Source organism: Bdellovibrio sp. GT3 (assembly GCF_037996765.1).
Lineage (GTDB): Bacteria > Bdellovibrionota > Bdellovibrionia > Bdellovibrionales > Bdellovibrionaceae > Bdellovibrio.
The window spans coordinates 486,828-513,364 of the sequence record NZ_JBBNAD010000005.1 but is presented as its reverse complement, the minus strand read 5'-3'; the positions used below and the strand labels follow the sequence as shown (position 1 = coordinate 513,364).

The window sequence follows — 26,537 nt, the reverse complement described above, 5'->3', positions numbered from 1 at the left end:
CATGTTTTTCTGCCCTGCGTTCACGAGGTATCTTGTTGAATTTATGGCACTAACTGTCCAAGTACTTGAAGTGCCTTTTGAATATTGATTCGGCCTCGAGTTTTTACTTTAAACTCGTGCCCAGAAGTAACGTCAACTGACTGTTCTATAGCTGCTTTGATTTGTTGCGCTGTCGCTGTGGGTTTTGCGCTCCATAGCAGAGCCGCTGTGCCCGACACAAATGGAGCAGCCATACTTGTGCCATCCATATACATCGAAGAGGCCCCTGGAACTGTACTTAAAATTTGTTCTCCGGGTGCAGCTACGTGTACGAACTTAAAGCCACTATTCGACCAGGACGTCATGAAATCGGTAAAGTCAGAAGCTGCCACTGTGATCTGATTCGATAAATTGAATGAAGCCGGGAACTCCGGATACACATCGATATCGCGGGCGTCATTGCCTGAAGCAACGATGACCAAGATTCCCTGACTTTCCAAAACTTTGAATGCATTTCTAAGAGAAGCCACGCAAGGCGCTCCACCCCAGCTGGCATTGATGATTTTTGCACCACGCTTAGCTGCGTATTGAAGAGCTAGAATGGCATCACCCAAGGAGCCGCCACCGTCGTTTGCGATAAACTGCGCCGGGATGATTTTCGCACGGGGGGCGACGCCTTTTACCGGACCATAGTTTGAATCTGCTGCAATGATTCCAGCTACATGGGACCCATGAGGACTTGGAATTGTTGTAGAGGAGGGAACAGAAACGAAACTCGCTCCGTAGTAGTCATCCACGACACCGTTGCCGTCATCATCAATCCCATTATTTGGGATCTCGCCAGTATTGATGGCAATTCGGTTTGCAAGTTGGGGATGACTGACATCCACATAGGCATCCACAACTGCAACCTTAACACCTTCTCCGTAAATTCCCTGAGTATAAGCGGAGTTCGCCTTGATCATACTCAGACCCCAGGAATCGCTGACTGTCGCTGAGGTGGATACCTTTGTCGATTCAACCTGAATGCGACGGTCAAACTCCACTTGGCGAATGTCATTTAGTTTTGGTTCGATAAATTCTTTTTTAAATGATTCAGCGTCTTTGCCTGATTCGACAGTGAATCGGCCGTCTTCCCACTGAACGATGAATTTTGATTGAATGGCTTGTCCCATACACGCAGCAGAATCCATTGCTGTACTGTCTGAGAAAACTGAATCCGACGATTTTTTGCTACAAGCTGTAAATACTAAGACGCAAGCAACCGCCGAGAGTATTTTTTGAACATCCATGTTCACTCCCTGTGCGGGCCCAAAGGTCCCATCTATAGGACTTCATGCTACCTCGCACAGGTTAATTGATCGGAAAAATACGTCTTATTTTGAGGCTAGTTTAACCTAAGGCCCATAAACAAAAAGACCAAGGTGCTGGACCTTGGTCTTCGAGGGGAAGGACTATTGCCAATCTTGAATTTCATCTAGAATGCCGCCGTCGCTGCCATCAGAATCTTCGTCAGAAAGCCTCAAATTAATTGTATATACAGGGTGATACCACAAATCATAGCAAATCGCTTGATAGTCCAACATTGAGCCTGCGACGTATGTTCCGGCGATGTTTGTTCCACGCGCGGCAGTGAGCATGTTGTTGGAAACCATGTAATTTTTCTTTTTGGGTGTACTGCTATAGTAACGAAGACCGTTCTCAGCGGGGACCGTGAAGGCACTACTTTCACCAAGAGCGGACATGAAAAATTTAAAAGTAAATTCGGGATAACTTGCGCCTAGAACTTGAGTCATTGCGCCCCCGAAGCATTCAATTGCGTTGGGTGTGGTGGCGCAAGTTGCAAAATCTCCAGTTTCCGAAAGGTTCGGTACGTAGTCGTCGTCGCGATTTGAAATGCGATATACATAAGGTCTAAAGGCAATCATTGGGCAAAGTTGATTCAATTTTGTACCGACAGTGAAGTCGATGTCACTGTGGTACATTTGGCCCTCAGGGATTTTGATTTCGCACTCAAAAGGAACGCCGGTGGATGGAGTAAGACTTGAGATACTGCAACTTCCATGAGTTGTAATCTTGTCTGAGGCCATCCATTTTGAGCTCACTTTAAAATAGAGAGCGGTTTCATCGGAAAATGTGCCGTCATTTGGAGTTGTCGAAGCCTGACTTTGCTCCTTCGCGGGCGGAGAGCCGCAAGAGATCAAAGTTAAAGTAGTGAAGCCGGCTACAATAGAAAATAGAATAAACTTTTTCATGTATATCAATTCGGCAGGCGCACGAATAAACATGATAAGCTTTTTCCAAATTGACTGAAAATTGTTTATCCAAGAGCGAAAACTGGATTAACAGAAGTTCGCTTCAACACATAGGTCTGTTTATATAAACAGACCACAGTCTAGATGTTGGTGATAAATTCTTTAAGGAAAGAAGTGAATTGGGATTCCACGCGGTTCGCAGTCTCTGTTACTTCACCATGTGAAAGTTTTTGAGATGAAATTCCAGCAGCCAAATTCGTGATGCAGCTAAGAGCCGCCACGCGCAGACCCAGATGGTTTGCTGCAATAGTTTCTGGCACGGTGCTCATGCCGACAGCTTTTCCGCCGATCAATTTCAAATATCTAACTTCAGCTGGGGTTTCATAAGTGGGACCACTTACGCCACAGTAAACACCCTTGTGATAACGAGTGCCTTGTTTTTGAAGAACTTGTTCCATGATTGTGATCAGGCGCTTGTCGTAAGCTTCAGTCATATCCGGGAAGCGAGGTCCAAGTTCCTTGATGTTGGGTCCCATCAAAGGATTTGTGCCCATCAAGTTGATGTGATCCTCGATGATCATGAAGTCGCCAGCCTGCATGCTTTCGCCAAAACCGCCCGCGGAGTTGGTCAAAATCAAAGCTTCAATTCCCAGCATCGCAAGTGTTCTAGTCGGGAACACAACACTTTCCATGCTGTGTCCTTCGTAATAGTGATTGCGACCTTGCAAAATCACGATGGATTGGCCGTTTACTTTACCGAAAATCAAATTTCCGGAATGGCCTTCAACTGTTGGAGGGGAGAAGTGCGGGATGTCTTTGTAGGGAATTGTTGTTTCAATTTCCACATCCTGAACAAAGGCACCTAAACCAGAACCTAAAACGACACCGACCTTCGGTTTCGCCGAAGTTTTTGAACGGATGAAGCTGATCGATTCTTGAAGTTTATTGAGTACCAAGTTGTTCTCCCTTTGTCCTCGAGGGTTAGCTCAAAACTTTCAGTATCAAACTAGGCTTTGACACCTTTTGCAAGGAAATATTAATCGCCGATTTCAGCATAGGAACCGCGGAGTTAAGCAGATCCATGTCGTCCCCATGAAGCGTGAACAAAGTGTCTCCGGATTTCACTTCATCACCGACTTTGGCGTGGAATTCGATTCCCGCCGTGGGTGCAATGATATCAGTCGTTTGCGCGCGACCAGCTTTGATCAAAATTCCGGCAACACCAATACTCTCGGTGTGGAATCCTTGAATGAATCCTGATTTTTCAGCAGTGATTTTTAAACTAAATTTTGGTTTTGGAACATTGCGAAGATCACCACCATGGATTTTGCAAAGTTCTTCAAATTTCTTAAGTGCCTTGCCCGACGTGAGTGTTTCAAGTGCAATTTGATATGATTCCTCTTCCGTCTTGCCAATTCCAGCAAGCAAAAGCATGTGCGCAGAAAGGCGCAGACTTAGTTCGCGCGTATCTTCGTACAAATCATACCCATGTGGCCCCATGAATTTTTCATTCTTCATGATGGCAACACACTCATCCACTTCAAGAGAGTTTCCGGCATAGCGGCCCAGCGGCTGATCCATGTTGGTCAGAAGTGAAGTCACTTTTTTGCCGTAACCTTTTGCGATATTCATCAGATTTACCGCCAACTCTTCAGCCAGCGCAGGAGTTTTCATGAAAGCTCCGGAGCCATACTTAACGTCCAAAACCAAACCATCGATGCCTTCAGCCAGTTTTTTGGACATGATCGAGGCGCAAATAAGCGGCAAACTTTCTACAGTCGCGGTGACATCACGAAGTGCGTAGATCTTTTTATCTGCCGGGCAGATTTCTTTAGTCTGACCAATGAAGCAAATATTGTTTTTGCGAACCAGCTCAATAAACTCATCCAATGGCTTTTGAGTGTTGAAGCCAGGAATGGCTTCAAGCTTATCCAAAGTTCCACCGGTGTGACCCAGGCCGCGACCGGAAATCATCGGCACTGGCGCGCCAGCGGCAGCTACGATAGGACCTAGAATCAAACTGGTTTTGTCGCCAACTCCACCCGTGGAGTGCTTGTCGACTTTGAATCCCTTAACAGAGGAAAAATCTACAACCTCACCGGAGTGAAGCATCGCCTTTGTCAGACCCAAAGTCTCTTCTTTGCTCATCCCTTTAAAAAAGATGGCCATCAACAACGCTGACATTTGGTAGTCAGGAATTGAGCCACGGGCATAACCCAGAATGAACTCTTCAATTTCATCGGCAGTCAGTTCACCGCCGTTACGTTTCTTTTTAATAATTTCTGCTGGAAGGAAAGACATTAGTAGCCTCCTTGAGACTGTTGACCCTGAACCAAAGCAACGCCGGAACTGGTACCCAAGCGGGTAGCGCCAGCTTGAATCATGGCCATTGCTTGCTCTGCATTTTTAACACCACCGGAAGCTTTGACTTCCATTTTGTCGCCCACGATGGATTTCATTAGTTTCACATCGTCAACTGTAGCGCCGCCACCGGCAAAGCCAGTGCTGGTTTTTACGAAGTGAGCTCCGGCTTCAAGGGCTGCTTTACATGCCAGGACTTTTTCTTCGTCGCTGATCAACGATGTTTCAATAATAACTTTTACTTTTTTGCCTGCTGCTGCCTGCACCACGGCTTTAATGTCGTCGCGAACATAGTCAAGACGGCGATCTTTCAGTGCGCCGATTTGTACGACCATGTCGATCTCCTGCGCGCCATTTTTAATGGCAGTGCTGGTTTCAAAAGCTTTGCTGATGGTGTCCATGGCGCCCAATGGGAATCCAACAACACAGCATACTTTTACATCGGAGCCGCTCAGTAGCTCTGCGCACTGTTTTACATAGGAAGTGTTTATGCAAACACTGAAGAAGCCATGTTCACGGGCTTCCTGGCAGAGTTTTTCAATTTGCGCGGATTGCGCTTCAGGTTTTAAAAGCGTGTGATCAATGTATTTATTCAATTGCACAAGGCACCTCTTAGGGTTCAAAAAGAAAAGGTACCTTACCTTCTGTAATAGGGCAATGCCGACTTATAAAAAGAGAAGTGCCCTTGGTTTTACCAAAGGCACTTGAACTGTAACTGAAAGTTTATTGTTTTTGTTAGCCGACTTTGGTTTTTGTGGCGCCGCCCATAGCGTTGATAGCTGTGTCAGTGCTGCCTGTTGTGCCCAAGAACGTTTTGGCATCTGCTGCAGAAACTTTTCCTTTGCGAACCAGGTCCTCGATGTACTTTTCAAACAAAATCATACCCTGACTTGAGCCTGTTTGCATTGCAGAGGCAACCTGATGGATCTTACCTTCACGGATAAGATTGGAAATCGCCTTGGTATTACGCATGATTTCGTAAGCTGCAACACGGCCTTGGCCATCCGCACGTGAGAACAGTGTTTGAGCCACAACGCCACGCAGGGATTCGGCTAACATTGTTCTGATTTGCGCTTGTTGGCCCGCAGGGAAAACGTCGATGATACGGTCAATTGTTTTTGCCGCACTGTTGGTGTGCAGAGTACCAAAAACAATGTGACCTGTTTCTGCCGCGGTTAATGCAAGACCAATCGTTTCAAGGTCACGCAACTCACCCACCAGCAAGATATCCGGGTCCTCACGGAGTGCGGCTTTAAGTGCGTTGGCAAAAGTTTTTGTATGACTTCCAACCTCACGCTGATTCACCAGTGATTTGATATTTGGGTGTACGAACTCGATCGGATCTTCAACGGTGATGATATGTGCTTCACGAGTCAGGTTAATTTGATGGATCATCGCCGCCAGAGTCGTGGATTTACCAGAACCCGTCGGACCCGTAACCAGAATCAAACCGCGATCGCAATCAATCATATCAAGAACCGCTGGTGGAACTCCAAGTTCCTGTGCGGTTTTGATTTTCTCTGGGATGATACGCATAACCGCGCCCAAACCTTTACGCTGCATGAATACGTTGCAACGGAAGCGTCCAATCCCGGGTAATGTGTAGGCGAAATCCAGCTCCCATTTTTCAACGAAGGCCTTTTTTTGCTTTTCAGAAAGAATTTCGAAGATAAGTCCCTGAACATCCTGATTTGAAAGCTCGCGATAGTTCAGTGGAACCATGTTCCCATGCAGGCGCAAATAAGGCGCTGCTCCGCTTGTCACGTGCAAGTCCGAGGCACCTTGTTCAACCATGAGTTTAAACAGTTCATCAATCGTAGCCATTCTATTCTCCTAAATGGTCTAATTCAGTGATCTTTTCGGCAAGTTGTGCTTTAATGTTTAAATATTAATTGCTCTCACGATTGTTTCTGGACTATTGAAGAGAGATCGAATCCAAGACCTGTCTGGAGGACGCCGTGTCAGCAGAAATTCTCATCAATGTCAGACCTCAAGAAACACGCGTAGCCTACGTGGACGGCGGAGTGCTGTCAGATTTAAAAATTGAACGTAAAACCTCACCGACATTAGTCGGGTCTATCCACCGCGGCACAGTCATTCGTGTGTTGCCGGGAATGCAAGCAGCCTTTGTGGATATTGGTCTGGAAAAAGCAGCGTTTCTTTATGTCGGCGATATTCGCGAGGACGTTGACGACAACTTCCTTTCAAATGTGGACCGTGAAGAACCACTTGAAATGGATGGGGACGACGACAAGCCTCATCACGCAGTGAAAACTCCGATTCAGGATCTTCTAAAAGAAGGTCAAAGTATTCTCGTTCAGGTTGCCAAAGATCCATTGGGCACAAAAGGTGCGCGGATTACAACTCACTTGTCATTGCCAGGTCGTTTCGTGGTGTTTTTGCCGACGGTGCGTCACCTGGGTATTTCCCGTCGAATTGAAGACGAGACTGAGCGCGAAAGACTTCGCCAATTGGTGCAAAAAATCAATCCATCAGGTGGTGTGATCGTTCGTACCGCTGGTGATGGTGCATCCGAAGAGATGTTGAAGGCCGACATCGAGTATTTGGATCGTCTTAGCAAAGAAATATTCAAAAACTACGAAAAGAAAAAAACACCGGGTGCATTGCACACTGAACTTGATGTGGAACTTCGTGCTCTGCGCGATTTGATGAGTGAGGATGTAACCAGCGTTTGGGTTGATAATGTTGAAATCCATCGCAAGGTTGTTAAATTCGTTTCTCAATTCATGCCGAAATATAAGCAGAACATCGTCCTGTATGAAGAGAAGAAGCCTTTATTCGACTTGTACGACATCGACATCGAGATCTCCCGCTCAATGGAGCGTAAGATCTGGTTGAAGTCCGGTGGTTATATCGTGATTGACGAGGCCGAAGCTTTGGTTGTGATCGATGTCAACACCGGCAAATTCGTCGGCAAGAAAGATCTTGAAGAGACGATTTTGAAAACGAATCTTGAAGCAGTTCGCGAGACCGCGCATCAGCTTAGAATTCGTAACTGTGGCGGAATTATTATCATCGACTTTATCGATATGGAAAAAGAGTCCCACCGCGAAAAAGTCATGGAAGCCTTGGCCGAAGAGTTGGGGCGCGATCGTTCGCGTACAAATGTCGTCTCCATGTCCCAGTTGGGTCTGGTAGAGATGACACGTAAACGCATTCGCCCAAGTTTGATTAAAACTTTGTGTGAGCCGTGCTCTTACTGTGATGGCAAAGGCTACATTAAACGTAAATCCACTGTGGCGAATGAGATCTTCCGTGAGCTTGAGCGCGACGCTGATATGCTGACTAATAAGAAGACCAATGTCGTCATTCACTGTCACAGCCAAGTGGTTGATTGGATTTACGAGGTTGAAGGGGAGAGTTTGGAAAACATCGAGAAAAAACTCGGCCGCTCTGTCGCCTTTAAAATTGAGCCAAATTACCATTTGGAACAATACGAAATATTCTTTGTCTAATTTTGAAACGCACTGACCTCTTTTGGGGTCAGTGTTTTATAAGTTTTCAATTCACTTTGCTCTCGAAATTCCGACGAGAGTATTATGAAGTTCCTGTTGCATATCTTATTGATTTCTTTGCTTTCACTCGTGTCACGGGCTGAGGTTGCGTGCAACACTTCCTCCAATGATCCACTTTCAGTTTTTGAAAAACTGTCTTTGAATGCTTGTGTGCAGACGGCGCAATCCAAAGAGTGCGTCGATCTATACGAGCAAATGCGCGAAGAGGGGGAAGATCCTGAAGGTAAAGTTTTGAAATGTAAAAGCACGGAAGGACTTGCGCGTAACCTCGAGGAGTCCTGGAGTTACACATCGGGATGCGCAATCGGTGGTTGGAATTTCGTTAAAGGGTTGGGAAATACTGTCGTAGATAGCGTTGAAGCCCTTGGTGAATTTGCTGAGGAAGTGGAGATTGCAAGAGCTGCGAACCAAGCCTGTGATGCCGATCCAAACGGTCGTGCCACGTTATTCGATCAACTCAATAAATCCGCACCAAAGCTGCTTCAGGTACCGAAGCCTTCTGCCGCAACTCTGGCAAAATCAAGTTGTGGAGCAATCAAAGCCAGCATCAGGCTATTGCAAACTCAAAAAGCGGATCAAGCCAGCCTGGAGCTGAATCGAAAAGTGCTTTTGCAGAAAGCAAGCTTCACTCCTGAAGAAAAAGAATTCCTGGATTGGGGTAAAAGACGTTTGCCAGGAACACAGTTGAGCTTAACTGAGGCTGCGAAAGCCAAACTTAAAGATTTAGGCGTGCGATTGGAGTGTTACAACCCTCAGGCTGCGGCCGCGATGGTGTGCGAAGCTATTGCTGAGGTGGGCACGCTTGCCAGTGGCGCTGTGGCCGTAGCAATGAAAGCAGCGCGAATGAGCAATATTGCAAAGATAGCCGGGGTTTCGTTGGATAAGGCAGCAAGGCTCACGAACGCTGAAAGAGTGGTGGCGGCTGAAAAATCCTTGGGCCGGGCTTTGAGTGAGGCAGAAAGCAAGGCATTGATAGATGCCCATGAAGTGGCTGCCAATACCGGTAGAGGTTACGGGAGCTATTCGGCAACGGACCTTAAGAACAAAGCCGACATATTAAAGAGCGCAGGCTTCAGTGAATCAGAACGTGCGACCCTCATGCGACAAGGGTTGGCAGGTGTTGCTGCGAACAGCACCTCAGCACGCAACTATACAAACTCAATGCGCCTCCAAGGTGAGAAGCTGCTAAGTGCGGGCAGGGCCAGCGAAGCAAAACAGAGCTTCCGATCTGCAGCCGATTCCTTTGAAGCGGTTGTGAAGGATGCAAAATATACAAAATCGGATCGTGATTATTGGATGGGAGCGAAAATAAATGCAAACGCCGAAAGATATGACAAAGCGGCCGAATACTTTATTAAGAGCTATTCTAAAGAAACGGGAAATTCTCGCGCAGAAGCAATTTACGAGGCTTTGAACCGAGAAAAGCAGCAATTAAGAGTCATTTCGTCCCAAAACTCCGGCAGCGCAGCAGCTCAAGCCAGCTACCAAACACACAGAAAACTAATAGAAGCTGTGGTGAACAATTCTCAACTCCGATTGAGCGATGCGCTAAAAGTCGAACTTTTAAAACCCTAAAGTCACATAAGACATTGAATATATTAAATATTTAATGAACGACTGGATTCTTAAAAAAGCTGTCTTTTTTATTGCCAAGAGTCACCGCCACCGCTAATCTCTTCTTCTTCCCGAAAAGCTGAAAAAAATAGCATGCAATAGGTTGACAAAGACTAGTGCAAGGTGGCATTTACCAGTGGCTTAATTCGGGTAGCTGGAGGTTCTAATGTACGCGATTATTCGTACGGGCGGTAAGCAATATAAAGTTCAAGCTGGTGACGTTGTTCAAGTTGATAAAGTTGAACAAAAACTAGGTGCAGAGTTTGATATCAACGAAATCTTGATGGTTGGTGGTGAGTCCACTCATGTTGGTCAACCTCTTGTTAAGGGTGCGAAAGTAACTGTTGTAGTTACTAAGCAAGCTAAAACTAGAAAAGAAATCGTTTTCAAAAAGAAACGTCGTCAAGGTTACAGAAAGTTTGCAACTCACAAGCAAGACTTTACTGAACTATTTGTGAAATCGATCACAATTGATGGTAAAACAACTAAAACAGATGCTACGCCAAATGTAGTAGACGTTGCTGCGAAACGCGCAGAAGCTGCTGAAGCTCGCGTTGCTGCTCGCAAAGAACGTGTATCTAACAAAAACAAAGGCGAAGAAGTCGTTAAAAAAGCTGCTAAAAAAGCTGTAGCGAAAAAGAAAGTTGCGAAAAAAGCTGTTAAAAAGACTGCTAAAAAAGCAACCGCTAAGAAAAAAGTAGCTAAAAAGACTTCTAAAAAAGCGTAATCATAGATTTTAAGCGAGGTTAGTCATGGCAAGTAAGAAGGCCGGTGGTAGTACAAAGAATGGTCGTGATTCACAGAGTAAACGCTTAGGCGTTAAACGTTTCGGCGGTGAAAAAGTTCTTTCTGGAACAATCATCGTTCGTCAACGTGGTACAAAATTCCACGTTGGTAACAACGTAAAAATTGGTCGTGACCACACGATCTATTCTGTAATCGAAGGTCTTGTTAAATTTGAGCGTTTTGCAAAAGATCGCTTCAAAGTTAGTGTTTATCCTAAAGCTGTCTAGTTTCCACTAGATCCTGCTCTTGATAAGCACCAAGAGATTTTACAAATGCATAAAAGGAGCCTTCATTGGCTCCTTTTTTGTTGTTATATCTCTCCTCAAAGTATTGGTGCTCATATGAAATTCATTGATGAAGTTAAAATCACATTAGCCTCAGGCCGTGGCGGCCCGGGTTGCGTTAGTTTCCGTAGAGAATCGGGAGCCCCTCGTGGTGGTCCTGATGGTGGAGACGGCGGCCGCGGTGGTGATGTTGTTATTAAAACTTCCCGTCACATTAATTCCCTTTTTGAAATCAGACAGAACAAACGATACGCAGCTCAAAATGGCGAGATGGGTTTTGGCCGTCAAAAGCATGGTGCTGATGGTGAAAATCTTGTTTTGATCGTTCCTGAAGGAACAATCCTTAGAAATCTTGAGGGTGAGATCGTTGTCGACATGACTGGTATCGACGAACACGTGTTATTGCGTGGTGGTCGTGGGGGTAAGGGCAATGAGTTTTTCAAAACCTCTATCAATCAGGCTCCTACACATGCACAACCAGGCGAAGATAACGAAGAGCTTGAAGTTAAGCTTGAGTTAAAGTTGATCGCGGACGTTGGTATTATCGGTTTCCCGAATGCTGGAAAATCAACTTTGATTTCCCGTATTTCAGCAGCGAAGCCTAAAATCGCGGATTATCCTTTTACAACTTTGACGCCAAATTTGGGTGTGGTTAAAGCGGGTGACTACAGTTCATTCGTCGTAGCTGACATTCCGGGTTTGGTAAAAGGCGCGCACGAAGGTGTTGGTCTGGGCATTCAATTCCTGAAACACGTTGAACGTACTCGCGTATTCATCCATTTGGTGGATGCATCCGGTATGTCAGGTCGTGATCCATTCCAGGATTTTGAAGATCTTAATTATGAACTAAAAATGTACGACGAGAGTAATCAGGACAAAGAGGGATTCTTTCCTCTGCAAACACGTCCTCAGTTTGTTGTGCTCAACAAAATTGACACTCTTAGTATTGATCAACTTGAAAAACTAAAATTGAAATTCAAAAAAGCGACAGGCTCTGCGCCTTTGGCCATTTCTGCGGTCACCGGCAAAAACATCAATGAACTTGTGACAGAGTTGGGTCGCCAGATTTTGAAGGATGAAGAATAATGAAAATTGGTATCTTTGGCGGAAGCTTTAATCCTCCTCATATGGGTCACATCAATGCCATTCAAACAGTGGCAAAAAAAATGGGTTTGAACAAAATCCATGTGGTCCCAGCAGCACAAAATCCTCTTAAAACTCCAGTTGAAGGCCCAACGGCGGAACAACGACTTGAGCTTACCAAGCTGGCATTCGCTCAGTACGGTGAGACTTATTTTGTAGACGACCAAGAGCTAAAACGCGGTGGCATGAGCTACACAATTGATACGATCATGAATCTTCGTAAAACATACGAGGCTTCTGATTTGTACCTAATTGTTGGTGCGGATAAGTTCGAAGAACTTAGCCAGTGGAAAGACTATTCAAAAATTTTGGCTGAAACAAACTTGGTTGTTACAACACGTCCGGGTTATGACATGCCGGAATCCATGGATGAAATGCCAGGATATTTGAAGCCATTGGTTGCTGACTTTGATTTCAATTTCATCGAGTTAACAACCGGCCGTAACATTCAGTTCATCACCTTGCGTGACATTGAAATTTCATCCAGCGAAGTTCGTAAATGGCTTAGAACTGGCAAGCCGGTTGAAAAATACCTGCCACTTTCTGTTGAAACGTACATCAAAGAACACAAGCTTTACCGCAATCTTGGCGATCGCATTGATGACTTTAAAAAATTCAGCGAATTCTGTGCAAATGTCCTATTCGCGAATAAAGGCATCAACGTTCGTGGCTTTGACCTTCGCGAAATCACAGCTCCTAGCGAGTTCGCATTGATCGCGTCTGGTACCTCAACTCGTCACGCAACTGCTATGGCTGAAAACGTTGTGATCGCAGTTAAAGAGGAATTCAATCTTCACCCACTTTCAGTGGAAGGTGTTGATGAAGGCCGTTGGGTACTGGTGGATTACGGCTCTTTGATCGTTCACGTGTTCTATGACTTTGTTCGCCAGGAATACAGCCTGGAAAGCATTTGGAAGAATGCCAAAGACTTGGGTCTTAAAGATCCATACGTTGGGAAGCAATAGTAATGAAATTCATTTTGTACAACCTCGCAACCGCCAAAGAGGCGTGGGCCGACGAGGTCAGCGAGTTGTACAAAAAGAAGATTTCGTTTTTCATGCCATTTGAAATTCAAAGTCTTAAAGCTAAAAAGTCTGCTCGTGAAGACGCAGACTTTAAGCGAAATGAAGAATCCGAACTTATTTTAAAAAATATCAATTCAGATGATTACGTCGTGCTCTTTGATGAGCGCGGTTCCGTTTTCGACTCGATACAATTCTCTAAAAAAGTTGAAAATATCCTGGGGAGCTCAAAGAAGCGCGCGATTTTTATTATCGGTGGTGCTTTTGGAGTGAATGAAGACGTTCGTAAACGTGCGGACTTGAAAGTGGCTTTGTCGCCGATGGTGATGAATCACCTTATGGCTCAAGCTATGAGTCTTGAGCAGATTTACCGAGCCTTCACCATCATCAAGAAAATCCCTTACCACAATATCTGAGGTAACAGTTCCCTAAAGCCAAGGCGGCCGATTTCCGAGTTCCTGCTCTGGATTGCGCCCTAATTCCAGCAGACGATTCCATTCATCAGGAAAAAAGTAGCTTTGCTCTTTTGCTGCGAAATCCTCATTCACGGGATTTGGATTCGTGCAGATATCGTCCGGATCAAACGTATCCTTGGAACAAATCGAGTAGTTGATGTTGGTGTTGCGACCACCGATGGCGACGTCCCATTGTTTTAAAGTCATGGGCTGCTGTGGATTCAATGCGGGATCCAGAACGTAAGCGGTTCCTTGTACGCGGTAAACGACAGCAACATGGTACCACCACTCCACGTGACCATAGGGTGAGTTTTTCGTCTGAGCCAGTAAAGATCCAAAGGCGAAAACCTTCTTGGGTGTGGATTTTTTGATTTCAATCAGTTTTTCTGCCGCCAGTTCCGCGCGTGCGTAGCAACCGTCGTCAGGATAAAGCCATGTCAGGCGGCGGGGAGTTTGTCCGTCCTTCATAAAATATGAATCACGAATAAACTTAAAGTTCGCCAGCAAGTCTTCGTAGGAACCAACATCGGGAATCTTGGAAATATCCAATTGGGATAGGGGTTTTGATAAAGATTCCGGTGAGTTTGAAGAGGAGAAAAAATCCTGATCAGCAAGAGCAAAAGTACCAATTCGGCTGCGAATCTTGGCAGACTGATAGGACTCGTTTGCAAGGCGTGAAGCTGATAAACCAGCAAATGCTGTTGAGCCAACTGTACTAATCAAAAAGACGATAATTCCTAAATGCCGCATGACATTCCCCACCTGTTAAGTTTTTAGGTCGGACACCAAATCTTGTCAAATGAAAGGCTGTATTGGTCGATAAGTTGCTATGCAGAGCAACTATGAACTCACTGAGAACTCTATTGAACAGATGCCTAACTCCTTGTCTGCATTGCGGCTCTTTTAACAAGTCAGATGGACTGCTTTGTCCGCCCTGTCGGATCACCGTAAATTCTTATCTGAAGCCTCAATTGGAGTCGCTGGATTGGGGAGTTTTTGAAGCGTACTCTTTGTTCAAATGGACTCCGGGAACCAGTGATTTACTTTCGGCCCAGCTGGTGGGTTTAAAGGGAACACAGCAAAATTCGGATTGGAATCATTGGGCCGGAAAGTTTCTGATTCGAAGAATTCAACGGGGACTGCCAGACAGACGAATAATCGTGATTCCAGCACCGTCTTCTAATCCGAGCCGGGGGAAAGATCACGCCTATCAATGGGCCGAGGCCCTGAGTGAGGCTTTGGGTGCAGAGCTTTACCCTTGCTTGAATAAAAAGGCGAATCTCAGTCAGAGGGGTGCCAGTCGGGAGCGAAGGGTGCAGGTGGAGCTGGAGCTAGATGAAAATTCTTCATTGGTGTCTGAGAATTGGTCAGAGGCCCTATGGGTCTTTGCCGATGATATCGTTACCACGGGCTCCACAGTGCTTGCCGCGTACGAGGCACTTGGGAGGCCCCCTCATTTTGAGGCTTGGACCCTGGCTCATCGGACGCTTACTTGCGGAGACTGACCCGATCTGCTATAACGCCCGAATGCTTAAACAAATCAGCGCTTTAATTTTATCTCTCGGACTATCCCTGAATGCATTTGCAGCTGAAAAATCCAATACCACTTTAAAGAAAATTTCCCAGAAGTATCGTTCTGCAAAACTTGTGGAAATGAATGTGGAAAAGATTGATAAGCTGGCGTTGCAGGGGCGTGAGAACAAGTACGAAGGCACTATTGCGATTTCCAGCGGTAAATTTCGTTGGGAAAATACGACTCCTGAGAAAAGTCTTTTGGTATTTGATGGCACCACAATCTGGAGTGTTCAATATCCACCAAAAGAATTTGGCGGCGATCCACAAATTGGTCGCGGCAAAGTGAATAAGAAAAATAAATCTCAAACCATCATCGCAACTTTGTTGGGTGGTGATTTGCAGGGCAACTTCAAGGTGACAAAAGAAGAAACAGATGGCGACAAGTCCACTCTTTCTGTTGCACCGATCAAAGAAGACCTGGTGATCAAGGACATCAAATTTGTCGTGAACACCAAAAAAACAATCGTTGAGCAAATTTCATACAAGGATGATGTTCAGAACATCACGACTATGAAGTTTTCTGATGTGAAGTTTAAGAACAACGTTAAAAAAAGTTTATTTAAGTACGAACCACCTAAAGGCGTGCCGGTGACAGACCTATGAAACAAGAAGTAGTTCAAAACAAAAAAGTTCATTTTATCAGTTTGGGTTGCCCAAAGAACCTGGTCGACAGTGAGATCATGGCCGGGACTCTGATGAAGGATGGTTTCGAAGTTGTGGGTGAGGCTGATCAAGCTGACACAGTTATCGTGAACACTTGTGGCTTCATCGAGGATTCTAAAAAAGAATCCATCCAACGCATTTTGGACATGAGTGATCTTAAGCAAGAAGGCAAAATCAAAAAGGTTGTTGTCGCGGGTTGCTTAACTCAACGTTATAAGGACGACCTGGTTGAAGGTTTGCCAGAGGCGGATTTGTTTGTTGGTTCTGGTGAATTCCAAAACATTTCAAAAATCCTGAAAAACTCTGAAGCAGGCGAGAAGCAAAGAACATTCTTTAATCTTCCGACTTATCTTCAGGAAGAAGCGACTCCGCGTGTGAATTCCCAGCCGGGTCACCGTGCGTATTTGAAAATTTCTGAAGGTTGCATGAAGCGTTGTGCTTTCTGCGCGATCCCGTTGATCCGTGGTAACCTTCAATCCCGCTCTATCGATGCGATCGTTGCTGAAGCCAAACTTTTGGTTGCTGGTGGCGTTAAAGAACTTATTATTATCAGCCACGACTTCACTGACTATGGTTTTGATATTCGTCGTAAAGATCCAACTCGCAAGGAAAGTCCGGTTGAGTTGTTGAAAGCTCTTGATCAAGTTGAGGGCCTTCAATGGATCCGCTTGATGTACTTGTATCCAGATGGCATCACTCAGGAAATGGTTCAAGTTATCAAGAACAGCAAAAAAATTGTTCGTTATTTCGATATGCCACTTCAACACGTGAATGATGCAGTTCTTAAGAGCATGAATCGTAAAATGACTCGTGATGAAATTGAAACAGCATTGATGAACATCCGTGAACATTTACCAGAGGCAGTAATCCGCACTCAGTTCATCGTGGGTTTCCCAGGTGAAACTGAAGAGCAATTTGAAGAGTTGTTGCAGTTCGTGGCAGCACAGCAGTTCGACCGCGTTGGTTGCTTTAAGTACTCTCCTGAGGAAAACACTCCTGGTGGCCGCATGGATAACCAGGTTGATGATGAAACAAAAGACTACCGTCATGATGCTTTGATGGAAGTGCAACAAAACATTTCCCGCAACAAGCACCGTGATTTCGTCGGTAAAACAATCGACGTCATCGTTGAAGGTTTCTCTGAAGAGACAGACTTGCTATTGCAAGGCCGCTTCTGGGGTCAAGCTCCAGACATCGACGGCGTCGTTTTGATCAACGACGGTGAAGCTAAAGTCGGCGACATGGTTAAAGTGCATGTAACTGACTCTATGGAATACGATTTGATCGGTGAGATTGTTACTGAAAACTAGAAATTAAAAAGGCTCCCTTAGGGAGCCTTTTTTCGTTAGAACGTGCAGTTCTCAGAGGCACTCTCGAATTTTCCCGTCCATTCTGAATTTCTGGAGTTTCTTAAAACTGTCGTGGCCCTTCTAAATGCCACGGCATTTTTTTTGTCGTACTTGCAGGCGTTCTTATAGGCAATGAAAGCCACTTCGTATTTCTTGATCTCAAAGGATGTCGTCGCCAGACCTAGCCAGGAGCGAGCCGACTTCGGATCCGCCTCAGTGCCCACCTTGTAGTATTTCATCGCCTCTATGGAGCTCTTATCGTCTTCCAGAAGGCGACCATAGGTGTATTGTGCGAATTCAGATTTTGGAAAGTCCGTTGCAGCCTTTTTGAGCGTGGTCTTTGCCTTGTCGTCGTCCCCCATGCCCTTCATATTCAACCCCAGATTCACATAGGCACTGGCGCGTTTGGAGTCGGCCTGAATGGTTTCTTTGCAGCTGGTGACTCCTGCATCGTAAGTGCTGTCCTTGGTGTTAACGTCGCAAAGGATTTCCAGAAAGTCCGCGCGCTTGCCAATATTGTCGATCATATCCTGCGCAAGAATACGCATCTCATAGTAATTTGGTGGAGTACGGTCTTCGTACATTTTCAAAAGCGCCCGGTAAGGTGGCTCAAGCTTTGGATTCGCCTCGATAGCCAGCTTGTAGTTTTCAAGCGCCTCTTTGGGTTTCTTTTGCATTGTATAGGCGTTGCCCAGCAGGGAATAGGCTTCGGCGTCCTTTTCGTCCTTGCTGACCAGGTTGTTCAATGCGCGAATCATATCCCCAGTTTCACCGCGGGCCTCGTGAGCCCGGGCTAAAAGCAAAATAGCGTTGCGATCAATCTTGTCGATATTCTTCCACAGCAGCAAAGTGACCTTCTGATAGTCCTTTTGGGCGTAAAACTCCTCGGCCAACTTGACCACCAATTTGGTGTTTTGAGGTTGCTTGCGAATTTCAGCTTTAAGCTGTTCGACCTTCTCCTGCCCCGAGGTCTGGGTTGCAGGGGCCTCCGGCGTTCCGGCAATGGTCGATAGTGAGACAAAAGGCAAGATGATTACCACGAGCAAGTGTTTGAAATTCAGTCTGCTTTTCATATGTTGTATTATGACTTAAATGCCCAAGCGAGTGAAGAGATCTAAATATTCAGCTGGACTAAAAAGCAATCGCGGTCAGGCTGTGATTGAGTACGTTTTGATATTAGTCATTACGGTGTCTCTTATTTTGATGTTGATCTCTCAGATTTTTAAGCCATTTCAGGCATTTGTTCAGTCATTTACAGGTGACTATCTGGCCTGCCTTCTGGAAACCGGCGAATTGCCGAAGCTGGGGCAAGACAGCGATATGGAATGCAAATTCAGCTTCCAGAATGTGTCTGGTGAATTCAAAAATAATCCGTCCTCGGCAAATTCAAACTCCAGCAACAGTGATTCGTCATCCAAGGATGCAGCGAAATCAAAATCAAGTTCCTCATCCTCCAGCAGCAGTGGCGGTGGCAGCACCTATGCGGGCGCACAGTCACGCAATCGTGGAAGTAATTACATAAGTCGATCCCGCACACCGAGTTCGGGTATTGATGGTTCCGGCCAACAAAGCGGAAAAGTTGTGGAGATTGCGCTCGAAGGCGGCGGTGCCGGCGGATACTTTCAATCAAATAATGGTGGATACTCAGTTCAGGTTGGCAGACGGGTAGCTTCTGTACCAATTACAGGCCTTACTGATGACGAAAGAAAAAAGCTCGAGAAAAAAGCCAATGCGGGGTCGAAGACAACCTCTGTTCAAAGCGATGGATTTGCTCAGCCGAAAAAGAAAATTGCTGTCAAAAAACCTGAACCAAAAATCGATATTCCGAAAGAGGAAGAAGCCGTTACTTTTGGAAATTTTATACGTTGGTTGTTCATTGCCGCCCTCATTATTGCACTCGTGATTTTCCTCGGTGGTCAGGCACTGCAATTTTCCAAGAGTGGTGAAAAATAGTCTGCATCGCGTTTAGAAATTTTCCACGCATAATCTTAAGTTGTCTGTCACCGAACGGAATTTCTTGATCCAATCAGAGCTTTCAAGCATACAAGGCACTCGCTTGTTTCGAGGGGGCCATTTTTGGAAAATGTGATTGAAATCAATCGCAAAAAATTCTTCACAATTAGTGAAGCGCGACAGTTGTTGCCGATAGTCTATCGGTTAACTGATGAGGCAAATCGTGAGGTCAAACTTCATGTTAACCGCATTGAGGCCTATTCCGATAAAACCCACCCTTCAGTGGTATCTATTGAAGAGCAAATAAACGTTATCATTGATCGTTGGCAGGCAAAAATCGAGAAGCTGGGCGCAGAGCCTAAAGGCCTTTGGATGGCTGATTTTAACAGCGGAGAAGGCTATTTCTGCTGGAAGTTTCCTGAGACTGAAGTGAATCATTTTCATGGTTATCACGACGGTTTTTCGGGACGTACAGTCATCGACACATAAAACCCGACTTGAAAGTCCAATAGGTCAGCGTATATTGAGGCCATGAGAATTGCTCTGGCACAAATCAATCCCACTCTGGCCGATTTTAAATCCAACAAAGAAAAAATTCTGGATTATGTTCACCAAGCGCAGCAACGCAAATGCGACTTGGTGGTGTTTCCTGAGTGCTCGTTGTTTGGATATCATCCCTTTGATCTTTTAGAGCGCGAGCAAATAGTTAAAAAGCAGGAAGCCGAGATGAAGGATCTTTTAAAGAAGATTCCCAAAGGCATTGCCGTTATCTTCGGTATGATTACACGTAATCCCGATAAAAAAGGGCGCCCTTACTTCAACTCAGCAGTGTTTGCGGTTAAAGGTCAGAAACCGCGATTCTTTCACAAGCAGTTGTTGCCAACGGGCGACGTGTTTGACGAGGCTCGTTTTATTGAACCAGGTGATTTTAGTAAGAATTACTTTACCTGGAAGGGTAAGAAGTTCTTTCTGACGATTTGTGAAGATATCTGGGCGTGGCCGGATGCCAAGGGCAAGTCGCCGTATAGAATCAATCCTCTGGCAAAAGTAAAAAAGCAAAAAATTGATCTGGTGGTGAATCTAAGCGCCTCACCTTACTTCGTTGATAAAATGAAACAGCGTGAATACGTGACCAGAAAAACTGCTGAATACTTCAATGCACCCATCATGTACGCAAATATGGTCGGCGCACAGGATGAGATCATATTTGATGGCGCAAGCTTCGTGCTTGATAAAAAAGGCAAGAAGCTGATGACTTGTCAGGCTTTTGAAGAGGATTTAAATGTCCTTGATCTTGATACCAAGGAAGTCTGGAACAAAAACGCCAAACTAACTTCCACTGAAGAACTAAGACGCGCTTTGGTTTTGGGCATTCGTGATTTCTGCGCAAAAACGGGAATGAAGCGGGTACATCTGGGTTCCAGTGGTGGTATTGACTCTGCGGTTGCAGCGGCGCTGGCAGTTGATGCCATGGGACCTGCAAACGTGACGACACTGGCTTTGCCTGGCCCGTATAATGCGAAAATGAGCCTGGATCTGGCGCGGGACCTTGCCAAGAACCTTGGGGTTGATTTCAAAGTTGTTGAGATTGCTCCGATGTATGAGGCGATTGTAGAGCAGTTGGAAAAGGGAATTGCGCTAGAAGGCTTCAGTGTTGTGAATGAAAACCTGCAGGCACGTCTGCGCGGTTTAACACTTATGGCTTATTCCAATCAGAATAACAGCTTGCTGCTGACTACAGGAAATAAAAGCGAATATGCTTCCGGCTATTCGACTTTATACGGAGACATGTGCGGCGGTATTGCTCCGCTGGGTGATCTGACTAAAAAGCAGGTGTACGAACTTGCGCGCCACTACAACAAGCAAGGTGAGGTGATTCCGGAAACGATCATCACGCGTGCCCCTTCTGCGGAACTTAGACCGAATCAAAAAGATCAGGATTCGCTACCACCATACGATGAGTTGGATAAGTCTGTTGTCTCATTGGTTGAGCAGGCAAAAGAGCCGAAGACATCTTCGGATAAATGGTTGCTTCCAGTATTGATGAGAACGGAATTCAAACGCTGGCAAGCAGCTCCGATTCTGAAGGTTTCCCCGCATGCTTTCGGCCGGGGAAGACGTTATCCAATCGCACACAAAGCATAAAAAAAAGGCCGTGTTACCACGGCCTTTTTAATTTCATTACTAATTCTGAAAACTAAACGCCAAAGAAATCCATTTGTTTTGGCTGGCGGATGATTTGCGGAAAACGCAATTCAGGTTTGCCCGTCAAAGCTACAAGGTTTGCAACTTGCGGAGCTTGGCCGCCAATGGAAATACGTTTAAGCATTTGTGTGAACATATGACCAAGGTAAGTCGCATCTTCTTCTGCTCTATGGAAGTCTGTAGTGGGAATCTTAAGGTGTTGTACCAAGGTGCCCAACTTGTAGTTTGGAAGGCCTGGGAATACCTTGCGCGCGATTGGCAAGGAGTCCAATACAAGTCCGCGTGGTGCTTTGGATTCGTGTCTCTTAACGTCAGCAGTAAGGAATTGAGCATCGAATGGAGCGTTGTGCGCAACCATGATATCATCACCGCAGAAATCAGCCAAAGAGTCCAACAATGTATCAATTGTTGGTTTTCCTTTAACCATATCATCAAAGATACCATTCACTTTTGAAGCGCCTGGAGGAATTGGACGAAGAGGGTCCACAAGTGTTGCAAATACAGCCTCTGGTTCACCATTAATGAAGCGAACAGCTCCAATTTCAATAATTTGGTCAACGCCAGGCACAGTTCCAGTTGTTTCAAAGTCAAAAGCTACAAATCTCATGGGATAATTGATACAAAATGGATGGGGCCCTTACAACAAAAGAGTGCCCTAATATGGGGGAAGTTCGCTGTGAGGTCTAAGTCTGGAAAATATATAACCTTTTTGCCGGACAACCGGAATGTCTTGGTGAGTCAAAAGGACCAGAGTGTATTAGATGTAGCTGTGCGCGAAGGCTTGCCTTTGAATCATACCTGCGGGGGCTTCGGAACTTGCGGCACATGCAGGGTATATGTTCGTGAGGGCCTGGGTAGTTTGCCTGAGCGAAATGAGATCGAGATGGAGATGGCTGAAGACCGGAATTTTGCGGAATTCGAGCGCCTGGCCTGCCAGCTGGAACCAATCGACGGCCTCGTTTGTGAGATCCCGGCTACGGGGTCACATAAAAAGGATTAGTATAAATCCAAGTGAACCACTTTTTAGCATCCGGCATTGGTAGCATGGATGTAACTCGGACCTGAATACGGTACACACCCGGACTGGATATTGGGAAAATAGCTTCCGGCTCGTTGATACGGCCAACATCCTGACCATCTTTAAGAATGATAATTTCAAAGAAGTCTTTAGGAACAGCAGGCAGTCTAACTTTTAATTGCATGCCTTTTTTTAATTTAATCTCGGAACCCATCAGATAGGTTTGCTTGTCGTCTTCAATCGTAGCAACAAAACCTTTCGGATCACCCAGGATGTCCATCGCCAGATAGAAATTTCCTTGTTTCAAAGCATTAAAGATTTTGGCGCGATCACCGTTGAAACTACCAGTAAGCTCTGACTTCAAAAGCACATGATTGGACATGATCTCAAAAGATCTTTTGTAGCTTGGGAACTTGATGAAGTAGTTCGCCAGGGGAATAGCGCGTGCTGAAGCTTCAGCTCCCGCGTAGACTACGATCTTCCTTTGAAGTGACAGTTTATCCAAAAGAGTAATTTCGTCTGTGGGCTCTGAATAAAGTCTAAGAAAAGACAAACGTGGATTGAAGGGGTAAATCAACAAGCTCCAGATAGTTGAAAGCTTTGAATACTCCCATGCCCGATTGGAAAGACTTTTAAGATTCCATAACTCAAAGCCATCCAAACCCGTTGGGAAATCTCCATTCCATGAAAAGCCAGCCTTATAGGGATGCGCAAGGATTGAAAGGGAGTCTTTGGAAGCGCCCGTCTTTTGCGAAAGAAGGTCCGCCATTTTGACCTGAGCCTCACCGAAAGAGTCGCCGATGCTTTCCTGATTCATTGAGTAAAACATGATGCGAGAATCCAGATAGCTGTATTTGCCTGCAGACATCACCAGAAGATTTCCATGATAGGACTCAAAGCTGGTTGGCATATTGAACAGATTCAAATCAGTAAAGATCAGAAAATCCAGGCTGGCCAATTTGGCAGAAGTAATCACAAAGCTTGGAGTTGCAGAGCCAGCTGAAAGATCAGTGTGTACGTTTAAGACACCCTTGTAATCGTAGTAGTTGGAAGAGTGTGCCGCTGAGATCTGTCGTGGCACGATAGAAGTGTCGAATTGATTTAGATAAAATCCGTAGAGGAAATAAGTCACCAGTAAGAATGATAGTGCGACAAGTGTTTTCATGGTCGAGTGAATTCCAAAACAACAAAGTCAGGCGCAACCCTTTTGATTTCCTGATAAGTCCATTGTTGTTCGGAAAGCCACTGCGGTAAACCATTGCCTTCACGCTTCACCAAATAAAACTTATTACCCTGAGGTTTTGCCTCTGGAAAAGTATCGAAATAGTCATAACGACTGATGCCGCTAAGTTTGAAGACCGGAGTTTTGCTAAAATACCAAAGAGATGACGACATTTGGTATGAATTCCCATAAAGGGGCTGATATTCGACAGTTTCTTTCGCAAGCTTTTGATAATCAAAGGGCTCACTGACCTTTGGATCCATGTTTCGTAAAGATGGAATAAAAAGCATGGAAACCGCGACCGTGATCAGCAGACCGAAAAATCCAACATAGTAGCGATACCATTGCTGCATTCTTGGATAAAGCACGGCAAGCATGAAGACCGCCGGGTAGGCGATAATTGGCCAGTTTGCTTCCACGAGTGCTTTAAAGGATGTTCCAAAGAAGAAAATCAGTGGGAACCAAGCAAAGTAAATCAAATACCTTAATGTCGCTGGAACTTTCGCGCGAAGTGCAGACCAGAACACCCAGGGGAAAATAATCAGAATTTGTGCTGCCACATAACTGATTGTCCATTCTGCTTTGTAATCTGGTCGTTCAAAGCCGTGATCCAATTGAAAGCGGAAGGATTGAAAGTCATTTTGATAGTTCCACAGAATGACCGGCAGACAGAAAAGCAGACCCGAAAGCAAGGTTACCGGAACGTACTTCCAGTTCACATCCCGCCATTTTTTTTCAAACACCAGGTAAAGTAAAATGGCAGGCACAAAAAGAACAATGTGGTACTTGGCGCAGAATCCAAGACCGAGTGCGCACCCCAGGCCCGCATAACTTTTCAAATCCTTTTTTTGCAAAACAAGATCGAAACAGTAGATGGACAAAATCCAGAAAAAGATAACCGGTAGATCAGGAGTGACTATCAAAGATCCAAAGCCCAACAGCGGGGAGAATAATACCAGGTAAACCCACACGCGAACTTTCTCGAGATCGATGTGTTTTCGTAGAAGCTCAACACCAACCCAGATCCCACAGTGACCCAGCAGAACTGCGGGCCAGCGAACGGAGTTAAGAAGGGGTTCCAGAAAGTGACCCAGATAAAACAGCCATGCCACCATGGGTGGATGATCGAAGTAACTTAATTGCAGGCGATGGGACCAAACCCAGTAGTAGGCTTCATCGGCACTGAGTGGAAGCAGTGCCGCCAGAATAAGTTTGACGAAAAGGCTGATAAGCCAAAGTCGTTTCAGGTCTTTCAAGGCTAGTAGCTCAATTTAATTGGTTTACCCAGATCTCCTGGAATGCCCAATTCTTTTCCGTTAAGGATCAGGTTCACGGCGCCACCGTTGGAGAAATTAATTTTCAAACCGCTTTTGCTTTTGAAAGTGTGTACTTGCTCTGCAGACAGTCTGATTTTCTGTGGCTTACCGGATGGGGAGGAGTACTCGATTTCAACAGTATCCAAAGCCTCAACGATCAGCTCCACCGGTTTTGCTTTCTCAGGTGTTGGAGAGGCTGTTGGTGATGGAGAAGCTGTCGGAGACGTCGTTGCAGCGACAGATGCTGTCGGCGTTGGTGACGGGGACGCTTTGGCTGTCGCAGTTGCCGCTACAGTTGCCGTTGGAGAGGGGCTTTGTGAAACAGAAGGAGATGGTGAGGCTTTAGGTGTCTCAACCGGTGTTGCCTTGGAGATTGGTTCAGGCTTTTCTTCTGGTTTTGTGATTTGTGCCAACGGCGACGCGTTTGGAGTCGGGCTCTCAGATGTCAGTGGCTCTGCTGGAGCGGCGTCACCATCAACCGGAGTTGCACCTTCCATCATTTCCGCTACTTCTGCGGTTGGTACTTCAGCTTCTTTGGAATACTTGTCGATCATTTTCTTGGTGAAGATGATCAAGCCCGCCAGAAATACCAATAGCACACCAACCACGATCGTCTTGGTGTTGTTTTTCTTGTTCAGCGGCGAATAGTCATTGCTGGAAGAAGTTGCTGGAGCTGATTTTCTGATCGGAGTGACGGTAGCCTCAGGTTCGTCAGAAGAAGCAGTGGTTTTTGCAACTTCTGCTTCCTTTTCTGGGGTCGAAGTCGGACGGATGTAAGGCTGAGGGCGCGTGCTGCCCATTTCCTGATAGAAGGTTTCCAGAATTTTATCAGCATCAAGACGCAGGAAGGTTGCGTAGCTTTTTACAAAGCCGCGCAAAAACGTTTTTGCTGGCAATTGATTTTCGTCACCATCTTCGATGGCTTTCAAAACTTTGCTGCTGATTTTCAGGGACAGACCCACTTCATTAAGTGAAAGGCCTCTTTCTTCACGAGCGGCTTTTAGTATTTCACCGGTTTTTTTCATTGTTGTCCCTTTCGAATCAGCTCCAGCATGCTCTTGGATTTTTCACGATATTGGCCATTTGGATAATAGCGAATGATTTCTTCAAAACGAGCGATGGATTTGGATTTATCCCCCAGGCGGAAATAAGCCAGGGCGCTGTAGTAATGAGGATCATCGATCAGATTTTTTTGGCAAAAGCCAATGGCGCGATCCAGGGCTTCTGCTGCCTGTGAGTACTTTTTTTGCTCAAAGAAAGCTCGACCATAGTAGGTATTTGCCCAGCAGTCGTCTGCAGTGGAGTTAAGAACCTTCAGGAAAGCATCCTGGGCAGCGGAATATTGCTTTTGGTGAAATTTTGAAAGTCCCAGATTGGTGTAAGCTTTGGTGAAGCCACCGTAGGTAAGATCATTTAGTACCAATGTTAGTTCTTTGTCGGCTTCGGCAAACTTGCCGACTTCAATGAGTGTGCGAGCCAGGTTGTTGCGTGCATCGCTATATTGGGGATTCATGGCGATTGCTTTGCGAAACTGTTTTTCTGCAAGGTCGTAACGTTCTCTCAGGAAGTAGGCTTGCCCAAGGCTGTTTTGGATTGTGGGTTCGTTTGGATCAAGCTCTTGGGCTTTTAACAAAGCGACGATTGCATTGGGATAGTTCGTTTCTTCGATAAAGGCATTGCCCATTCGAAGATATAACGCAGCTTTTTCTTTGTCTTGATTCCAACTTGCACAGCCCACCAAAGTGAGTGCACAGGCAGCGATAATCCATTTACGCATGAATAAAAAGGTATCACTAGAGGG

The 26,537-nt window shown here is 45.6% G+C and carries 26 protein-coding genes; 13 read left to right on the top strand and 13 right to left on the bottom strand.

Annotation, left to right across the window (positions count from 1 at the left end):
- Positions 1-41: 41 nt before the first annotated feature.
- The 6 genes from AAAA73_RS09860 to AAAA73_RS09835 all read right to left on the bottom strand — a co-directional run bounded on the left by AAAA73_RS09860 (position 42) and on the right by AAAA73_RS09835 (position 6,419).
- On the bottom strand, positions 42-1,172 hold the full coding sequence (locus AAAA73_RS09860) for a S8 family peptidase (RefSeq protein WP_340598136.1): 1,131 nt from the start codon (positions 1,170-1,172) through the stop codon (positions 42-44).
- A gap of 261 nt (positions 1,173-1,433) precedes the next feature.
- Positions 1,434-2,234 (bottom strand): hypothetical protein, encoded by an 801-nt coding sequence (locus AAAA73_RS09855; RefSeq protein ID WP_340598135.1) that lies wholly within the window; start codon positions 2,232-2,234, stop codon positions 1,434-1,436.
- A gap of 140 nt (positions 2,235-2,374) precedes the next feature.
- Positions 2,375-3,190, bottom strand: a complete 816-nt coding sequence (locus AAAA73_RS09850; RefSeq protein ID WP_340598134.1) for a purine-nucleoside phosphorylase — start codon at positions 3,188-3,190, stop codon at positions 2,375-2,377.
- A 25-nt stretch (positions 3,191-3,215) separates the two neighbouring features.
- Positions 3,216-4,535, bottom strand: coding sequence for a thymidine phosphorylase (locus tag AAAA73_RS09845; RefSeq protein ID WP_340598133.1), 1,320 nt, complete (start codon positions 4,533-4,535; stop codon positions 3,216-3,218).
- Complete coding sequence (gene deoC / locus AAAA73_RS09840) at positions 4,535-5,197, bottom strand: deoxyribose-phosphate aldolase (RefSeq protein WP_340598132.1); 663 nt, start codon at positions 5,195-5,197, stop codon at positions 4,535-4,537. Before deoC ends, AAAA73_RS09845 begins: the two co-directional genes overlap by 1 nt.
- Positions 5,198-5,330: 133 nt before the next feature.
- Positions 5,331-6,419: a type IV pilus twitching motility protein PilT gene (locus AAAA73_RS09835; RefSeq protein ID WP_340598131.1), complete on the bottom strand. Its 1,089-nt coding sequence runs from the start codon at positions 6,417-6,419 to the stop codon at positions 5,331-5,333.
- Positions 6,420-6,553: 134 nt separating this feature from the next.
- Here AAAA73_RS09835 and AAAA73_RS09830 point away from each other — a divergent pair, with 134 nt between their 5' ends.
- The 7 genes from AAAA73_RS09830 to AAAA73_RS09800 all read left to right on the top strand — a co-directional run bounded on the left by AAAA73_RS09830 (position 6,554) and on the right by AAAA73_RS09800 (position 13,396).
- A complete protein-coding gene (locus AAAA73_RS09830; RefSeq protein ID WP_340598130.1) occupies positions 6,554-8,071 on the top strand; it encodes an Rne/Rng family ribonuclease in 1,518 nt (505 codons plus the stop codon).
- An 84-nt stretch (positions 8,072-8,155) separates the two neighbouring features.
- Positions 8,156-9,706: a hypothetical protein gene (locus tag AAAA73_RS09825; RefSeq protein WP_340598129.1), complete on the top strand. Its 1,551-nt coding sequence runs from the start codon at positions 8,156-8,158 to the stop codon at positions 9,704-9,706.
- A gap of 205 nt (positions 9,707-9,911) precedes the next feature.
- Positions 9,912-10,472 (top strand): 50S ribosomal protein L21, encoded by a 561-nt coding sequence (rplU, locus tag AAAA73_RS09820; RefSeq protein WP_340598128.1) that lies wholly within the window; start codon positions 9,912-9,914, stop codon positions 10,470-10,472.
- Positions 10,473-10,497: 25 nt separating this feature from the next.
- On the top strand, positions 10,498-10,758 hold the full coding sequence (rpmA, locus tag AAAA73_RS09815) for a 50S ribosomal protein L27 (RefSeq protein ID WP_088615960.1): 261 nt from the start codon (positions 10,498-10,500) through the stop codon (positions 10,756-10,758).
- 114 nt (positions 10,759-10,872) lie between these two features.
- Positions 10,873-11,901 (top strand): GTPase ObgE, encoded by a 1,029-nt coding sequence (gene obgE, locus AAAA73_RS09810; protein WP_340598126.1) that lies wholly within the window; start codon positions 10,873-10,875, stop codon positions 11,899-11,901.
- On the top strand, positions 11,901-12,923 hold the full coding sequence (gene nadD / locus AAAA73_RS09805; RefSeq protein ID WP_340598125.1) for a nicotinate (nicotinamide) nucleotide adenylyltransferase: 1,023 nt from the start codon (positions 11,901-11,903) through the stop codon (positions 12,921-12,923). Before obgE ends, nadD begins: the two co-directional genes overlap by 1 nt.
- Positions 12,924-12,925: 2 nt before the next feature.
- Positions 12,926-13,396, top strand: coding sequence for a 23S rRNA (pseudouridine(1915)-N(3))-methyltransferase RlmH (locus AAAA73_RS09800; protein WP_340598124.1), 471 nt, complete (start codon positions 12,926-12,928; stop codon positions 13,394-13,396).
- A gap of 12 nt (positions 13,397-13,408) precedes the next feature.
- On the opposite strand, the gene AAAA73_RS09795 is transcribed toward AAAA73_RS09800, so the two are convergent.
- Entirely contained in the window at positions 13,409-14,185 is a 777-nt protein-coding gene (locus tag AAAA73_RS09795; RefSeq protein ID WP_340598123.1) for a protein-glutamine glutaminase family protein, read from the bottom strand.
- Positions 14,186-14,962: 777 nt separating this feature from the next.
- On the opposite strand from AAAA73_RS09795, the gene AAAA73_RS09790 reads away from it, so the two are divergent.
- Entirely contained in the window at positions 14,963-15,613 is a 651-nt protein-coding gene (locus AAAA73_RS09790; protein ID WP_340598122.1) for a LolA family protein, read from the top strand.
- Positions 15,610-16,983, top strand: coding sequence for a 30S ribosomal protein S12 methylthiotransferase RimO (gene rimO, locus AAAA73_RS09785; protein WP_340598121.1), 1,374 nt, complete (start codon positions 15,610-15,612; stop codon positions 16,981-16,983). Before AAAA73_RS09790 ends, rimO begins: the two co-directional genes overlap by 4 nt.
- A 35-nt stretch (positions 16,984-17,018) precedes the next feature.
- Here the strand turns inward: rimO and AAAA73_RS09780 are convergent, their stop codons facing one another.
- Positions 17,019-18,095, bottom strand: a complete 1,077-nt coding sequence (locus tag AAAA73_RS09780) for a tetratricopeptide repeat protein (RefSeq protein ID WP_340598120.1) — start codon at positions 18,093-18,095, stop codon at positions 17,019-17,021.
- 31 nt (positions 18,096-18,126) lie between these two features.
- Here AAAA73_RS09780 and AAAA73_RS09775 point away from each other — a divergent pair, with 31 nt between their 5' ends.
- The 3 genes from AAAA73_RS09775 to AAAA73_RS09765 all read left to right on the top strand — a co-directional run bounded on the left by AAAA73_RS09775 (position 18,127) and on the right by AAAA73_RS09765 (position 21,120).
- Positions 18,127-18,975 carry a hypothetical protein gene (locus AAAA73_RS09775; RefSeq protein WP_340598119.1) on the top strand — a complete coding sequence of 283 codons (849 nt, stop codon included), beginning with the start codon at positions 18,127-18,129 and terminating at the stop codon, positions 18,973-18,975.
- Positions 18,976-19,107: 132 nt separating this feature from the next.
- Positions 19,108-19,464 carry a DUF2203 domain-containing protein gene (locus tag AAAA73_RS09770; protein ID WP_340599367.1) on the top strand — a complete coding sequence of 119 codons (357 nt, stop codon included), beginning with the start codon at positions 19,108-19,110 and terminating at the stop codon, positions 19,462-19,464.
- Positions 19,465-19,506: 42 nt separating this feature from the next.
- Positions 19,507-21,120 carry an NAD+ synthase gene (locus AAAA73_RS09765; protein ID WP_340598118.1) on the top strand — a complete coding sequence of 538 codons (1,614 nt, stop codon included), beginning with the start codon at positions 19,507-19,509 and terminating at the stop codon, positions 21,118-21,120.
- Positions 21,121-21,172: 52 nt separating this feature from the next.
- Here AAAA73_RS09765 and AAAA73_RS09760 read toward each other — a convergent pair whose 3' ends face one another.
- Entirely contained in the window at positions 21,173-21,787 is a 615-nt protein-coding gene (locus tag AAAA73_RS09760; protein ID WP_340598117.1) for a 3'-5' exonuclease, read from the bottom strand.
- Positions 21,788-21,808: 21 nt separating this feature from the next.
- Here AAAA73_RS09760 and AAAA73_RS09755 point away from each other — a divergent pair, with 21 nt between their 5' ends.
- Positions 21,809-22,180 carry a 2Fe-2S iron-sulfur cluster-binding protein gene (locus AAAA73_RS09755; RefSeq protein ID WP_340598116.1) on the top strand — a complete coding sequence of 124 codons (372 nt, stop codon included), beginning with the start codon at positions 21,809-21,811 and terminating at the stop codon, positions 22,178-22,180.
- On the opposite strand, the gene AAAA73_RS09750 is transcribed toward AAAA73_RS09755, so the two are convergent.
- The 4 genes from AAAA73_RS09750 to AAAA73_RS09735 are packed head-to-tail and all read right to left on the bottom strand — an operon-like array spanning position 22,155 to position 26,513.
- Complete coding sequence (locus AAAA73_RS09750) at positions 22,155-23,363, bottom strand: hypothetical protein (protein ID WP_340598115.1); 1,209 nt, start codon at positions 23,361-23,363, stop codon at positions 22,155-22,157. The genes AAAA73_RS09755 and AAAA73_RS09750 overlap by 26 nt on opposite strands.
- Positions 23,360-24,676, bottom strand: coding sequence for an ArnT family glycosyltransferase (locus AAAA73_RS09745; RefSeq protein WP_340598114.1), 1,317 nt, complete (start codon positions 24,674-24,676; stop codon positions 23,360-23,362). Before AAAA73_RS09745 ends, AAAA73_RS09750 begins: the two co-directional genes overlap by 4 nt.
- A 2-nt stretch (positions 24,677-24,678) precedes the next feature.
- A complete protein-coding gene (locus AAAA73_RS09740; protein WP_340598113.1) occupies positions 24,679-25,761 on the bottom strand; it encodes a helix-turn-helix domain-containing protein in 1,083 nt (360 codons plus the stop codon).
- Positions 25,758-26,513 carry a tetratricopeptide repeat protein gene (locus AAAA73_RS09735; protein ID WP_340598112.1) on the bottom strand — a complete coding sequence of 252 codons (756 nt, stop codon included), beginning with the start codon at positions 26,511-26,513 and terminating at the stop codon, positions 25,758-25,760. The genes AAAA73_RS09740 and AAAA73_RS09735 overlap by 4 nt, the downstream gene beginning before the upstream one ends.
- Positions 26,514-26,537 lie beyond the last annotated feature (24 nt).

Excerpts from the sequence above, each read along its gene's own strand:
- AAAA73_RS09855 (WP_340598135.1), bottom strand. The coding sequence starts at position 2,234 with ATGAAAAAGTTTATTCTATTTTCTATTGTAGCCGGCTTCACTACTTTA.
- AAAA73_RS09795 (WP_340598123.1), bottom strand. The coding sequence starts at position 14,185 with ATGCGGCATTTAGGAATTATCGTCTTTTTGATTAGTACAGTTGGCTCA.
- rplU (WP_340598128.1), top strand. The coding sequence starts at position 9,912 with ATGTACGCGATTATTCGTACGGGCGGTAAGCAATATAAAGTTCAAGCT.
- AAAA73_RS09750 (WP_340598115.1), bottom strand. The coding sequence starts at position 23,363 with ATGAAAACACTTGTCGCACTATCATTCTTACTGGTGACTTATTTCCTC.
- AAAA73_RS09740 (WP_340598113.1), bottom strand. The coding sequence starts at position 25,761 with ATGAAAAAAACCGGTGAAATACTAAAAGCCGCTCGTGAAGAAAGAGGC.
- AAAA73_RS09780 (WP_340598120.1), bottom strand. The coding sequence starts at position 18,095 with ATGAAAAGCAGACTGAATTTCAAACACTTGCTCGTGGTAATCATCTTG.
- obgE (WP_340598126.1), top strand. The coding sequence starts at position 10,873 with ATGAAATTCATTGATGAAGTTAAAATCACATTAGCCTCAGGCCGTGGC.
- AAAA73_RS09845 (WP_340598133.1), bottom strand. The coding sequence starts at position 4,535 with ATGTCTTTCCTTCCAGCAGAAATTATTAAAAAGAAACGTAACGGCGGT.
- AAAA73_RS09765 (WP_340598118.1), top strand. The coding sequence starts at position 19,507 with ATGAGAATTGCTCTGGCACAAATCAATCCCACTCTGGCCGATTTTAAA.
- nadD (WP_340598125.1), top strand. The coding sequence starts at position 11,901 with ATGAAAATTGGTATCTTTGGCGGAAGCTTTAATCCTCCTCATATGGGT.
- AAAA73_RS09760 (WP_340598117.1), bottom strand. The coding sequence starts at position 21,787 with ATGAGATTTGTAGCTTTTGACTTTGAAACAACTGGAACTGTGCCTGGC.
- AAAA73_RS09835 (WP_340598131.1), bottom strand. The coding sequence starts at position 6,419 with ATGGCTACGATTGATGAACTGTTTAAACTCATGGTTGAACAAGGTGCC.
- AAAA73_RS09825 (WP_340598129.1), top strand. The coding sequence starts at position 8,156 with ATGAAGTTCCTGTTGCATATCTTATTGATTTCTTTGCTTTCACTCGTG.
- AAAA73_RS09790 (WP_340598122.1), top strand. The coding sequence starts at position 14,963 with ATGCTTAAACAAATCAGCGCTTTAATTTTATCTCTCGGACTATCCCTG.
- AAAA73_RS09860 (WP_340598136.1), bottom strand. The coding sequence starts at position 1,172 with ATGGATTCTGCTGCGTGTATGGGACAAGCCATTCAATCAAAATTCATC.
- AAAA73_RS09800 (WP_340598124.1), top strand. The coding sequence starts at position 12,926 with ATGAAATTCATTTTGTACAACCTCGCAACCGCCAAAGAGGCGTGGGCC.
- rpmA (WP_088615960.1), top strand. The coding sequence starts at position 10,498 with ATGGCAAGTAAGAAGGCCGGTGGTAGTACAAAGAATGGTCGTGATTCA.
- rimO (WP_340598121.1), top strand. The coding sequence starts at position 15,610 with ATGAAACAAGAAGTAGTTCAAAACAAAAAAGTTCATTTTATCAGTTTG.
- AAAA73_RS09735 (WP_340598112.1), bottom strand. The coding sequence starts at position 26,513 with ATGCGTAAATGGATTATCGCTGCCTGTGCACTCACTTTGGTGGGCTGT.
- AAAA73_RS09755 (WP_340598116.1), top strand. The coding sequence starts at position 21,809 with ATGGGGCCCTTACAACAAAAGAGTGCCCTAATATGGGGGAAGTTCGCT.